Below are 13,279 nucleotides of genomic sequence, written 5' to 3' on the forward strand. Positions count from 1 at the left end.
CTATCAGCCAGCATATCAGCCGCCTGATACACCGCTTTCGCGAGCAGGCTCGCTCCCACAGGTTATATACGCAGTCCTTTTAATCGCCTGCTGATCGAGATCCCCCCGCGTGCCCGACGCCATTCTGCGCCTCGCCCTGCCTTCGCCCCTGCGCCGCCTGTTCGATTATCGGGCGCCGGCCGGGGTGCTGCGCGCCCAGTTGCAGCCGGGCATGCGCCTGCGGGTGCCGTTCGGGCGGCGGGAGATGATCGGGATTCTGGTCGAGATCGCCGATACCAGCGACGTGCCGCTGGAGAAACTCAAGCCGGCGTTGGCCCTGCTCGATACCGAGCCGCCGCTGCCGCCCGCGCTGTTCAAGCTGTGCCTGTGGACATCGCAGTATTACCAGCACAGCCTCGGCGACACCTTGAGCTGGGCACTGCCGGTATTGCTGCGTCAGGGCGAACCGGCCGAAGCCCGTCAGGAGCGTTTCTGGTCGGTCGCGCCGGGCGCCAGCCTTGATGATCCGCGCATCGCCCGCGCGCCACGGCAACGGGAAGCGCTGGCGACGCTGGCGCAGCACCCGCACGGCGTCGCCCATCAGTTGTTGAGCAAACTGATGTTGAGCAAGGACAGCCTCGACCTGCTGCTGGCCAAGGGCCTGGTGCAGGTGGAGATCCGCCGGCACGCCCCCGGCGTGCGCCATGAACACTGGCTGGCGCAACCGGAACTGCCGCTCAATACCGAACAACGCGCCGCTTACGAAGCGATCCGCGCCGGGTTCGACAGTTATCACGCGTATCTGCTGGCGGGCGTCACCGGCAGCGGCAAGACCGAAGTCTATTTGCAACTGATCCGCGAAACCCTCGAAGCCGGCAAGCAGGTGCTGGTGCTGATCCCGGAGATCAACCTCGGCCCGCAGACCCTGGCGCGTTTCGAGCAGCGCTTCAATGCGCGCATCGCCCTGCTGCATTCGGCGGTCAACGACCGTGAGCGTCTCGATGCGTGGCTCGCCGCCCGTGACGGCGAGGCCGACATTATTATCGGCACTCGCTCGGCGCTGTTCACCCCGATGAAGAACCCGGGTCTGATCATCATCGACGAAGAACACGACGGCTCCTATAAACAGCAGGAAGGCCTGCGCTACCACGCCCGGGATCTGGCACTGGTGCGCGCGCGACAGGAAAACATCCCGATCGTCCTCGGCTCTGCCACGCCTTCGCTGGAAAGCCTGCACAACGCCTACACCGGTCGTTATGGCCTGCTGCGCCTCAACGAGCGGGCCGGCGGCGCCAAGCAACCACGTTTCCTGCGCCTGGACGTGAAAAGCCGCCCGCTGGACAGCGGCATTTCCGGGCCGATGCAGCAAGCCATCGGCCAGACCCTCGCGGCGGGCCAGCAGGTGCTGGTGTTTCTCAACCGGCGCGGCTTTGCGCCGACGTTGCTGTGCCACGATTGCGGCTGGATGTCCGAGTGCTCACGCTGCGATGCGCGAATGACCGTGCACCAGCGCTACGGCGAACTGCGCTGCCACCACTGTGGCAACGTCGAGCGCACGCCGCGCCAATGCCCCAAGTGCAACAAAGTCGATCTGCGGCCGGTGGGCGCCGGCACCGAACGCGCCGAAGAGCGCCTGGCGATTCTGTTCCCGGACTACCCGGTGCTGCGCGTCGACCGCGACAGCACTTCGCGCAAGGACGCGATGAATCAACTGTTCGCGACGATTCAGAAGGGCCAGCCATGCATTCTGGTCGGCACGCAGATGTTGGCCAAGGGGCATCACTTCCCCCGGGTCACGCTGGTGTCGATTCTGGATGCCGACGGCGGGCTGTTCTCCGGCGACTTCCGCGCCAGCGAGCGCATGGCGCAATTGATCGTGCAGGTGGCCGGGCGCGCCGGGCGGGCGGAGGAGCCGGGCAAGGTGATCATCCAGACCCACCTGGCCGACCATCCTTTATTGGTGCAACTGACCGAGCAGGGTTACTTCGCCTTTGCCGAACAGGCCTTGAGCGAGCGCCGCGCCGCCGGACTGCCGCCGTTTTCACACTTGGCGCTGTTGCGTGCCGAAGCGCACAAACCGGGGCAGGCCGAAGGTTTTCTCGATGAGGCATGCAACGCGGCCGAACGCTTGCTGGTCGAGCAGAATCTGAGCGGCATCGAATTGCTCGGGCCGGTGCCGGCGCCGATGGAGCGCCGAGCCGGTCGCTATCGTGCACAGTTGTTGGTGCAGGCGGCAGCCCGGGCCCCGCTGCATCGGTTGCTCGCCAACTGGTTGCTGGAACTGGAGCAGATGCCGAGCGGGCGGGCGGTGCGCTGGTCGCTGGATGTCGATCCCGTGGATCTGTATTGATCTGAAAATCGCCTTCGCGAGCAAGCCCGCTCCCACAGGGTATGAGCCAGACAAATGAACGCCGCTGATCCATTGTGGGAGCGGGCTTGCTCGCGAAGAGGCCCGAATTGTCACCACATATCCATAAGCTGCCTGCTAAGGTTGGCAAGCCCGCCTTCGCAACGGATAATGCCCAGTTTTTCCACCCGCGCATCGATGCGCCGCCGCGCTTGCGGTCGAAAGAGAAGACCATGAAAGACACCATTCGCCAGCTGATCCAACAAGCCCTCACCCAACTCGTCAACGAAGGTGTGTTGCCTGAAGGCCTGTCGCCGGCGATTCAGGTGGAGAACGCCCGCGACAAAACCCACGGCGACTTCGCCAGCAACATCGCCATGATGCTGGCCAAGCCTGCGGGCATGAAGCCGCGCGATCTGGCGGAGAAAATCATCGCTGCGCTGCCGGCCGACGAGAACGTCACCAAGGCCGAAATCGCCGGTCCAGGCTTCATCAATTTCTTCCAGAACACTCAGGCGCTGGCCAATCGCCTCGAAGCCGCTTTGGCTGACGAGCGCATTGGCGTGCGCAAGGCTGGTCCTGTACAGCGCACCGTGGTCGATTTGTCGGCACCGAACTTGGCTAAAGAGATGCATGTCGGTCATTTGCGCTCGACCATCATCGGCGACGGCGTGGCGCGCGTACTTGAGTTCCTCGGCGACGAAGTGATCCGCCAGAACCACGTGGGCGACTGGGGCACCCAGTTCGGCATGCTGATGGCAATGCTGGAAGATCATCCAGACATGCTCAAAAGCGCACTGTCGGATCTGGAAGAATTCTACCGCGCCGCGAAAAAACGTTTCGACGAAGATCCAGTGTTTGCCGATCGCGCCAGGAAGCTGGTAGTCGATCTACAAGCAGGAGATGAAGAGTGCATCAAGGCATGGAAGGGCTTTACCCACATTTCCCTTTCTCACTGCCAGGACATCTACGAAAAGCTCAACGTCAAACTGACCATGGCCGACGTGATGGGCGAAAGCGCCTACAACGACGACCTGATCAACGTGGTCAACGACCTGAGAGCGGCGGGCATGCTGGTCGAAAGTAACGGCGCCCAGTGCGTGTTCCTCGACGAGTTCAAGAACGCCGACGGCGACCCGCTGCCGGTGATCATCGTCAAGGCTGACGGCGGCTACCTCTATGCCACCACTGACCTGGCAGCCGTACGCTACCGCAGCGGCAAGCTGAAAGCCGATCGCGCGCTGTACTTCGTCGACCAGCGTCAGGCCCTGCACTTCCAGCAAGTGTTCGCCGTGGCGCGCAAGGCCGGCTTCGTCACCCATCCGATGGAAATGGAGCACATGGGCTTCGGCACCATGAACGGCGCCGACGGCCGTCCCTTCAAAACCCGTGATGGCGGCACCGTGAAACTCGTTGACCTGCTGATCGAAGCAGAGGATCGGGCGTTCAAACTCGTACAAGAAAAGAACCCGGAATTACCGGTCAAAACTCTGCACGAAATCGCGAAAGTCGTCGGTATCGACTCCGTGAAATACGCCGACTTGTCCAAGCATCGCACCAGCGACTACAGCTTCAACTTCGACCTGATGCTGAATTTCGAAGGCAACACCGCGCCATACCTGCTGTACGCCTACACCCGCGCTGCCGGCGTATTCCGCAAACTGGACAAAGACTTCAGCGAGGTCCAGGGCCAAATTGTCCTCGAAGCCGAGCTGGAACAGGAGCTGGGCACCAAACTGGCACAATTCGGTGAAGTGCTGAACGGCGTCGCGGAAAAAGGCACTCCGCATATTCTGTGCACTTACCTCTACGATCTGGCCAGCCTGTTCTCCAGCTTTTATGAGAACTGCCCGATCCTGAAAGCTGAAACACCAGAACAGATGCAAAGCCGTCTGCGCCTGACCGAGTTGACGCGTCGAACCCTTAAACAAGGCCTGGAGCTGCTGGGCCTGAAAGTCCTGGAGCAAATGTAAGTTGGCTGCCAAGAAAAAACCTGCACCCAAGCGTGGCGCCAGCCGTTACCAAGCTCCTGCAAAGCAACCGATCCCGGGCTGGCTGTGGATGGCCATCGGCCTGACGGTCGGTGCGTTCATCGTGTTTCTGATGAAACTGGAGCCTGGCAAGGGCAGCGACACGGTCAAGCGCGAGAAAGTCGAGCAGGCGCAACAGCAGAAAGCGTCGAAGATCGCCGAGGCCAACAAGACCCCGCCGAGCCCGACGCAACCGGTGAAGCCGAAGTACGACTTCTACACCTTGCTGCCGGAATCGGAAGTGATCGTGCCGCCGGATGCCGTGCCGGAGAAAACCCTGCCGACGCCACAAGTGCCGACCACGCCGGTCACCCCGGCGGAAGCGGCGAAGATCGACACCGCGCGGGCGCAGGCTGCGCTGTCAGGTATTACCCCGCCGCCAGCGCCACCGGTGGCGAAAGCGGCGCCGGTGACCAAGTTCTTCCTCCAGGCCGGCTCGTTCCGCAAAGAGGCGGACGCGGACAAGGTGCGGGCGCAGATCATTCTGCTGGGCCAGGCTGTTTCGGTTGAGTCGGGCACGGTGAAGGATGAAACCTGGTACCGCGTATTGGTCGGCCCGTTCAGCAACCGCGAACAGCTGACGACTGCGCAGAAACAACTGGCCGGCAGCGGCTTCAGCAACCTGTTGTTACAACAACGCCAGAGCCGCTGATTCCGTCAGTCGCATCGCGTCATCGTTCATTCGCGAGCAGGCTCGCTCCCACAGGAATCACGCAGTCCCTGTGGGAGCGAGCCTGCTCGCGAAGGCGTCATAACCGGCACAACATATTCCCGGTCTGTCCTCCGCCGTTCGTCCCCCTGCGCCCTCCTCGGTTGAAATCCTATCCAGCACCCCCATATGAATGGGCATAAGGCATTTTCGCCCCGCTGCGTGGAGACTCTTCCCTTGACCACCATCGTTTCAGTCCGCCGCCACGGCAAAGTCGTCATGGGCGGCGACGGCCAGGTTTCTCTCGGCAACACCGTGATGAAAGGCAACGCGAAGAAAGTTCGTCGCCTGTACCACGGCCAGGTCATCGCCGGTTTCGCCGGTGCCACCGCCGACGCCTTCACCCTGTTCGAACGTTTCGAAGGCCAGCTCGAGAAACATCAGGGCCACCTGATCCGCGCCGCTGTCGAACTCGCCAAAGAATGGCGCACCGACCGCTCCCTGAGCCGCCTCGAAGCGATGCTCGCGGTCGCCAACAAGGACGCCTCGCTGATCATCACCGGCAACGGTGACGTGGTCGAACCCGAAGACGGCCTGATCGCCATGGGTTCCGGCGGCGCCTACGCGCAAGCTGCGGCCAGCGCGCTGTTGAAAAAGACCGACTTGTCGGCCCGTGAGATCGTCGAAACCGCCCTCGGTATCGCCGGCGACATCTGTGTATTCACCAACCACACCCAGACCATTGAGGAGCAGGATCTCGCTGAATAAGCCTGACGCGGCCAAAGTGCCACGGCTTGTTTCTGCTTGAGGACCGTCAATTACTATGTCCATGACTCCCCGCGAAATCGTCCACGAACTCAACCGCCATATCATCGGCCAGGACGATGCTAAGCGCGCCGTCGCGATTGCCCTGCGCAACCGCTGGCGCCGCATGCAGCTGCCTGAAGAGCTGCGCGTTGAAGTGACCCCGAAAAACATCCTGATGATCGGCCCGACCGGTGTCGGTAAAACCGAGATCGCCCGTCGCCTGGCGAAACTGGCCAACGCGCCGTTCATCAAGGTCGAAGCGACCAAATTCACCGAAGTCGGCTACGTTGGCCGTGACGTCGAATCGATCATCCGTGATCTGGCCGACGCCGCGATCAAGATGCTCCGCGAGCAGGAAATGACCCGCGTGCGTCATCGTGCCGAAGACGCTGCCGAGGACCGTATCCTCGACGCACTGCTGCCGCCTGCACGCATGGGCTTCAGCAATGAAGAAGCACCGAGCAGCGATTCCAACACCCGTCAGCTGTTCCGCAAGCGCCTGCGCGAAGGCCAGTTGGACGACAAGGAAATCGAGATCGAAGTCGCCGAAGTGACCGGCATCGAAATCGCCACGCCGCCTGGCATGGAAGAAATGACCAGCCAGCTGCAGAACCTGTTCGCCAACATGGGCAAGGGCAAGAAGAAAGCTCGCAAGCTCAAGGTCAAAGAAGCGCTGAAACTGGTGCGCGACGAAGAGGCCGGGCGTCTGGTCAACGAAGAAGAGTTGAAGGCCAAGGCGCTGGAAGCGGTCGAGCAACACGGCATCGTGTTCATCGACGAAATCGACAAGGTCGCCAAGCGCGGCAATGTCGGCGGCGCCGACGTGTCCCGTGAAGGCGTACAGCGCGACCTGCTGCCGCTGATCGAGGGCTGCACCGTCAACACCAAGCTGGGCATGGTCAAGACCGACCACATCCTGTTCATCGCCTCCGGTGCGTTCCACCTGAGCAAGCCGAGCGATCTGGTGCCGGAGCTGCAAGGCCGTCTGCCGATCCGTGTCGAGCTCAAGGCGCTGAGCCCGGAAGACTTCGAGCGCATCCTCAGCGAGCCGCACGCTTCGCTCACCGAGCAATATTGCGCGCTGCTGAAAACCGAAGGCCTGAACATTCAGTTCCAGCCGGAAGGCATCAAGCGTCTGGCGGAGATCGCCTGGCAGGTCAACGAGAAGACCGAGAACATCGGTGCCCGTCGTCTGCACACACTGCTTGAGCGCCTGCTGGAAGAGGTGTCGTTCAGTGCCGGCGACCTGGCCAGTGCGCATGACGACAAGCCGATCCTGATCGACGCTGCGTACGTCAACAGCCATCTGGGCGAATTGGCGCAGAACGAAGATCTGTCCCGTTATATCCTGTAGGTCACTCTTACAGATGTAATGGAACTGTGGGAGCGAGCCTGCTCGCGAAGACGGCAGTACATTCAACCGTTGCGTTGACTGAACCACCGCATTCGCGAGCAGGCTCGCTCCCACAAGGTTCCGCACAAGACGGAAACCTGCTCATGATCCCCACCGACATCAAACTGCACAAAGCCTCGAAAACCCTGACGCTCAAATACGCGTCCGGCGAGGAGTACACCCTGCCCGCCGAATTCCTGCGCGTGCATTCCCCTTCCGCCGAGGTCCAGGGCCACGGCAAACCGATCCTGCAATTCGGCAAGCTCAATGTCGGCCTCAGCGGCCTGGAACCGGCCGGTCAGTACGCACTGAAACTGACCTTCGACGACGGTCACGACAGCGGCCTGTTCACCTGGGATTATCTCTACGAGCTGGGGCGACGTCATGACGCACTCTGGGCCGATTATCTGGCCGAGCTCAAAGCGGCCGGGAAAACCCGCGATCCGGACGAGTCAATCGTCAAGCTGATGCTCTAGTCCGAGACTCTTGCTCTTTAGAGGGCATTTTCTAAATTCATCTGTTTGAATGCTCTGCTGTGTGGCCGAGGATCGGCCTGCTTGCGAAAAAAATTAAACTCGGGTAACCAATGGAGCTGGCAAGTTCCCTGCAGTGCTCTACGACTGTAAAGCAGCTATGCAGAATTAACGGTCACCCGAGCAGTAGTACCTGGCATTCGCTGTGGAACTGCACAGCAGAAAACGGGTACTCGTCTCAGGACAATGGAGCGTCGTAGATGAGTAACAAGAATAACGATGACCTGAAGTACCAAGCCTCGGAAAACACCCTGGGGCTTAATCCCGTCGTTGGGCTGCGCGGAAAGGATCTGCTGGCCTCTGCTCGAATGGTGCTGACCCAGGCCATCAAACAACCGATCCATAGCGTCAAGCACGTGACCCATTTCGGTCTTGAACTGAAGAATGTGCTGTTCGGCAAATCCGAACTGCAACCGGCCAGCGATGACCGTCGCTTCGCTGATCCGGCGTGGAGTCAGAACCCGCTCTACAAACGTTATCTGCAAACTTACCTGGCGTGGCGCAAGGAGCTCCATTCCTGGATCGACGACAGCAGCCTGTCACCCAAAGACATCGCGCGCGGCCACTTCGTGATCAACCTGATGACCGAAGCCATGGCCCCGACCAACACCGCCGCCAACCCGGCGGCGGTCAAACGCTTCTTCGAGACCGGCGGCAAAAGCCTGCTCGACGGCCTCTCGCATCTGGCCAAGGATCTGGTGCACAACGGCGGCATGCCGAGCCAGGTCAACATGGGCGCGTTCGAAGTCGGCAAGAGCCTCGGCGTGACCGAAGGCGCGGTGGTGTTTCGCAACGACGTGCTGGAGCTGATCCAGTACAAGCCGATCACCGAGCAAGTCCACGAGCGTCCACTGCTCGTGGTGCCACCACAGATCAACAAGTTCTACGTTTTCGACCTGAGCCCGGACAAGAGTCTGGCGCGCTTCTGCCTGCGCAATAACGTGCAGACTTTCATCGTCAGCTGGCGCAACCCGACCAAGGCCCAGCGCGAGTGGGGCCTGTCGACCTATATCGATGCGTTGAAGGAAGCGGTCGACGTCGTCACGGCGATCACCGGCAGCAAAGACGTGAACATGCTCGGCGCCTGTTCCGGCGGCATCACTTGCACCGCCCTGCTCGGCCACTACGCCGCCCTCGGTGAGAACAAGGTCAACGCCCTGACCCTGCTGGTCAGCGTCCTCGACACCACCCTGGACAGCGACGTCGCCCTGTTCGTCGACGAACAGACGCTGGAGACCGCCAAGCGCCATTCGTATCAGGCAGGCGTGCTCGAAGGCAAAGACATGGCCAAGGTCTTCGCGTGGATGCGCCCCAACGACCTGATCTGGAACTACTGGGTCAACAACTACCTGCTGGGCAACGAGCCACCGGTGTTCGACATCCTGTTCTGGAACAACGATACGACTCGACTGCCGGCCGCGTTCCACGGCGACCTGATCGAGATGTTCAAAAACAACCCACTGATCCGCCCCAATGCACTGGAAGTGTGCGGCACGCCGATCGACCTCAAGCAGGTCACCGCCGACATCTTTTCGCTGGCAGGCACCAACGACCACATCACCCCGTGGAAGTCCTGCTACAAGTCGGCGCAGCTGTTTGGCGGCAAGGTCGAGTTCGTGCTGTCGAGCAGCGGGCACATCCAGAGCATCCTGAACCCGCCGGGCAACCCGAAATCGCGCTACATGACCAGCGAAGGCATGGCCGCCAATGCCGACGAATGGCAAGAGAACTCGACCAAGCACACCGATTCCTGGTGGCTGTACTGGCAGGCGTGGCAGGCCGAGCGCTCGGGTAATCTGAAAAAGGCACCACTGAAACTGGGCAACAAGGCGTATCCGGCTGGCGAGGCCTCGCCGGGCACATACGTTCACGAGCGGTAACTGACACACCTCATTCCCCTGTGGGAGCGGGCTTGTGGTGAGGGGATTCATCCCCGATGGGTCGCGCAGCGGCCCCAAAACCTGCAATCGCGGCAACTATGATTCTCCGCGTTTGAGGGTGTGCGACTGCTTCGCAGTCGATCGGGGATAAATCCCCTCGCCACAGGCTCACTCCGACAAGGGAGCGGGGATGAATTAATCCACAGGGCCTGAAGCATGCCGCAACCGTTCATTTTCCGTACCGTCGATCTGGATGGGCAGACCCTCCGCACCGCGGTACGCCCCGGCAAGCCTCATTTGACGCCCTTGCTGATTTTCAACGGCATCGGCGCCAACCTGGAGCTGGTGTTTCCGTTCGTCGCGGCGCTGGACCCGGATCTGGAAGTGATCGCCTTTGACGTGCCCGGTGTCGGCGGCTCGTCGACGCCCAACCGGCCTTATCGCTTTCCCGGGCTGGCGAAGCTGACGGCGCGGATGCTCGACTACCTCGACTACGGCCAGGTCAATGTGATCGGCGTGTCGTGGGGCGGCGCGCTGGCGCAGCAATTCGCCCACGACTACCCCGAGCGCTGCAAGAAACTGGTGCTGGCGGCGACCGCGGCCGGCGCCTTCATGGTGCCGGGCAAGCCGAAAGTGCTGTGGATGATGGCCAGCCCACGCCGTTACATCCAGCCATCGCACGTGATCCGCATTGCGCCGTTGATCTACGGCGGCTCGTTCCGCCGCGACCCGACGCTGGCCGCCAGCCATGCAGCGAAAGTGCGTTCGGCGGGCAAGCTCGGTTACTACTGGCAGCTGTTCGCCGGCCTCGGCTGGACCAGCATTCACTGGCTGCACAAGATCCATCAGCCGACCCTGGTGCTGGCCGGCGACGACGATCCACTGATCCCGCTGATCAACATGCGCATGCTCGCCTGGCGCATCCCCAACGCCCAGTTGCACATCATCGACGACGGTCATCTGTTCCTGATCACCCGCGCCGAAGCCGTGGCGCCGATCATCATGAAATTCCTTGAGGAGGAACGGCAGCGCGCCGTGATGCACCCGCACCCGACCCCGCTGGGCGGATAAATCACGGCGGCAGGCTTTATGCAGGGTTTTGAACAACGTGCGCGGCAGGACGCCGCGCAGGCAGCAACCCGTAACTGCGACTATGGTGTTCTGGTTCGGTGAGTTTGTTTTTGACCTGAAGACGAAGGAGTGTTGAGTCATGCGCGACAAACCTGCGACGGGCGTAGTGCCCAGTCCCGCCGTGTTCATCAATGCACAAAGTGCAATGACCGGCCTGCGTGGGCGGGACTTGCTCTCGACCTTGCGCAGCGTCGCCGCCCACGGTCTGCGCAACCCGATTCACAGCGCGAAGCACGCCTTGAAACTCGGTGGCCAGCTCGGTCGCGTGCTGCTCGGTGAAACCCTGCACCCGACCAACCCGCAGGACGCGCGGTTCGCCGATCCGGCGTGGAGCCTCAATCCGTTCTACCGGCGCAGTCTGCAGGCGTATCTGGCCTGGCAGAAACAGGTCAAGAGCTGGATCGATGAAAGCAGCATGAGCGAGGACGATCGCGCTCGCGCGCACTTCGCGTTCACCCTGCTCAACGATGCCGTCGCGCCCTCCAATACCTTGCTCAATCCGTTGGCGGTCAAGGAGCTGTTCAATTCCGGCGGCCAGAGTCTGGTGCGCGGCCTGAGCCATCTGTTTGATGATCTGCTGCACAACGATGGCCTGCCACGCCAGGTTACCAAGCAGGCGTTCGAGGTCGGCAAGACCGTCGCCACCACCACCGGTGCGGTGGTGTTTCGCAACGAGCTGCTGGAGCTGATCCAGTACAAGCCGATGAGCGAAAAACAGTACGCCAAGCCGTTGCTGGTGGTGCCGCCGCAAATCAACAAGTACTACATTTTCGACCTCAGCCCGCAGAACAGCTTTGTCCAGTACGCGCTGAAAAACGGCCTGCAGACCTTCATGATCAGCTGGCGCAACCCGGACGTGCGCCACCGTGAATGGGGCCTGTCGACCTACGTCGAAGCCGTGGAGGAAGCGATGAACATCTGCCGGGCGATCACCGGCGCGCGCGAGGTGAATCTGATGGGTGCCTGCGCCGGTGGCCTGACCATCGCTGCGCTACAGGGGCATCTGCAGGCCAAGCGGCAGCTGCGACGGATTTCCAGTGCGACCTATCTGGTCAGCCTGCTCGACAGTGAGATCGAAACCCCGACCACCCTGTTCGCCGACGAACAGACCATCGAAGCCGCCAAACGCCGCTCCTATCAGCGAGGCGTGCTCGACGGTCGCGACATGGCCAAGGTGTTTGCCTGGATGCGGCCCAACGATTTGATCTGGAGCTACTTCGTCAATAACTACCTGCTCGGCAAAGAGCCGCCGGCCTTCGACATTCTCTACTGGAACAACGATAACACTCGCCTGCCCGCCGCGTTCCACGGCGACCTGCTGGACTTCTTCAAACACAACCCGCTGACCCACCCGGGTGGCCTGGAAGTCTGCGGTACGCCGATCGATCTGCAGAAAGTCACCGTCGACAGCTTCAGCGTGGCCGGCATGAACGACCACATCACGCCGTGGGACGCGGTGTACCGCTCGACCCTGCTGCTCGGTGGCGAGCGGCGTTTCGTACTGTCCAACAGTGGGCACGTGCAGAGCATCCTCAACCCGCCGAGCAACCCGAAAGCCAATTACGTCGAGAACGGCAAGCTGAGCAGCGATCCGCGCGCCTGGTACTACGACGCCAAGCGCGTCGACGGCAGTTGGTGGCCGCAGTGGCTGGAGTGGATACAGCAGCGCTCCGGCACGCAGCACGAAACCACGTTTACCCTCGGCAACCCGAATTATCCACCGATGGAGGCAGCACCCGGCACCTACGTGCATGTGCGCTGACGCTTAACCGAACTTTTCTAAGAAGACTGGATGAAAACCCGCGACCGGATTCTCGAATGTGCCCTGCAACTGTTCAACGAAAAGGGTGAGCCCAACGTCTCCACCATGGAAGTTGCCAACGAAATGGGGATCAGCCCCGGCAATCTCTACTACCACTTTCACGGCAAGGAGCCGTTGATTCTCAGCCTGTTCGAACGCTTCCAGAACGAACTGGCGCCGCTGCTCGATCCTCCATCGGATGCCGAGCTGGCGCCGGAGGATTACTGGCTGTTTCTGCACCTGATCGTCGAGCGCCTGGCGCAGTACCGGTTTCTGTTCCAGGACCTGTCGAACCTCGCCGGGCGCCTGCCGAAACTGGCCAAGGGCATTCGCAACCTGCTCAACGCGCTCAAGCGTACGCTGGCGTCCTTGCTGGCGCGGTTGAAGGCTTCGGGGCAACTGGTCAGTGACACCCAGGCGTTGGGGCAACTGGTGGAACAGATCACCCTGACCCTGCTGTTCTCGCTGGACTATCAGCGGATTCTCGATCGCGAAGGCGAGGTCAAACTGGTGGTGTACCAGATCATGATGCTGGTGGCGCCGCATCTGCTGCCGCCGGTGAAAGTGGCGACGGAGCGGATGGCCCTGCAATACCTCGAAGATCACGACTGAATGGGCTACACATTGCCCCCCTGTGGGAGCGGGCTTGCTCGCGAAAGCGGTGGCTCAGCCAACATCAATGCTGAATGACACACCGCCTTCGCGAGCAAGCCCGCTCCCACAGGAGAA

At 61.5% G+C, this 13,279-nt stretch carries 10 protein-coding genes; all 10 read left to right on the forward strand.

The window, feature by feature from the left end:
* The first annotated feature begins 109 nt into the window (after positions 1–109).
* A complete protein-coding gene (locus ACM6I7_RS18400) occupies positions 110–2,329 on the forward strand; it encodes a primosomal protein N' (RefSeq protein WP_414889000.1) in 2,220 nt (739 codons plus the stop codon).
* 230 nt (positions 2,330–2,559) lie between these two features.
* Entirely contained in the window at positions 2,560–4,299 is a 1,740-nt protein-coding gene (gene argS, locus ACM6I7_RS18405) for an arginine--tRNA ligase (RefSeq protein ID WP_096794688.1), read from the forward strand.
* A gap of 1 nt (position 4,300) precedes the next feature.
* Entirely contained in the window at positions 4,301–5,008 is a 708-nt protein-coding gene (locus ACM6I7_RS18410; RefSeq protein ID WP_041074932.1) for an SPOR domain-containing protein, read from the forward strand.
* A 234-nt stretch (positions 5,009–5,242) separates the two neighbouring features.
* Complete coding sequence (gene hslV / locus ACM6I7_RS18415; protein WP_007968352.1) at positions 5,243–5,773, forward strand: ATP-dependent protease subunit HslV; 531 nt, start codon at positions 5,243–5,245, stop codon at positions 5,771–5,773.
* A 55-nt stretch (positions 5,774–5,828) separates the two neighbouring features.
* A complete protein-coding gene (hslU, locus tag ACM6I7_RS18420; RefSeq protein ID WP_115988381.1) occupies positions 5,829–7,166 on the forward strand; it encodes an ATP-dependent protease ATPase subunit HslU in 1,338 nt (445 codons plus the stop codon).
* A gap of 143 nt (positions 7,167–7,309) precedes the next feature.
* Positions 7,310–7,681, forward strand: coding sequence for a gamma-butyrobetaine hydroxylase-like domain-containing protein (locus tag ACM6I7_RS18425; protein ID WP_027611305.1), 372 nt, complete (start codon positions 7,310–7,312; stop codon positions 7,679–7,681).
* A 257-nt stretch (positions 7,682–7,938) separates the two neighbouring features.
* Positions 7,939–9,618, forward strand: a complete 1,680-nt coding sequence (phaC, locus tag ACM6I7_RS18430) for a class II poly(R)-hydroxyalkanoic acid synthase (RefSeq protein ID WP_103368730.1) — start codon at positions 7,939–7,941, stop codon at positions 9,616–9,618.
* 216 nt (positions 9,619–9,834) lie between these two features.
* Entirely contained in the window at positions 9,835–10,689 is an 855-nt protein-coding gene (gene phaZ / locus ACM6I7_RS18435; RefSeq protein WP_027611303.1) for a poly(3-hydroxyalkanoate) depolymerase, read from the forward strand.
* A gap of 139 nt (positions 10,690–10,828) precedes the next feature.
* Positions 10,829–12,511 (forward strand): class II poly(R)-hydroxyalkanoic acid synthase, encoded by a 1,683-nt coding sequence (phaC, locus tag ACM6I7_RS18440; RefSeq protein WP_003220865.1) that lies wholly within the window; start codon positions 10,829–10,831, stop codon positions 12,509–12,511.
* 30 nt (positions 12,512–12,541) lie between these two features.
* On the forward strand, positions 12,542–13,162 hold the full coding sequence (locus ACM6I7_RS18445; protein WP_414889001.1) for a TetR/AcrR family transcriptional regulator: 621 nt from the start codon (positions 12,542–12,544) through the stop codon (positions 13,160–13,162).
* Positions 13,163–13,279 lie beyond the last annotated feature (117 nt).

This window comes from Pseudomonas sp. IT-93MI4 (assembly GCF_949767635.1).
Classification (GTDB): domain Bacteria; phylum Pseudomonadota; class Gammaproteobacteria; order Pseudomonadales; family Pseudomonadaceae; genus Aquipseudomonas; species Aquipseudomonas putida_A.

What these genes read in the sequence shown, in the direction of transcription:
- hslU (WP_115988381.1), top strand. Translation starts at nt 5,829, where the DNA reads ATGTCCATGACTCCCCGCGAAATCGTCCACGAACTCAACCGCCATATC.
- ACM6I7_RS18425 (WP_027611305.1), top strand. Translation starts at nt 7,310, where the DNA reads ATGATCCCCACCGACATCAAACTGCACAAAGCCTCGAAAACCCTGACG.
- phaZ (WP_027611303.1), top strand. Translation starts at nt 9,835, where the DNA reads ATGCCGCAACCGTTCATTTTCCGTACCGTCGATCTGGATGGGCAGACC.
- phaC (WP_103368730.1), top strand. Translation starts at nt 7,939, where the DNA reads ATGAGTAACAAGAATAACGATGACCTGAAGTACCAAGCCTCGGAAAAC.
- ACM6I7_RS18445 (WP_414889001.1), top strand. Translation starts at nt 12,542, where the DNA reads ATGAAAACCCGCGACCGGATTCTCGAATGTGCCCTGCAACTGTTCAAC.
- argS (WP_096794688.1), top strand. Translation starts at nt 2,560, where the DNA reads ATGAAAGACACCATTCGCCAGCTGATCCAACAAGCCCTCACCCAACTC.
- phaC (WP_003220865.1), top strand. Translation starts at nt 10,829, where the DNA reads ATGCGCGACAAACCTGCGACGGGCGTAGTGCCCAGTCCCGCCGTGTTC.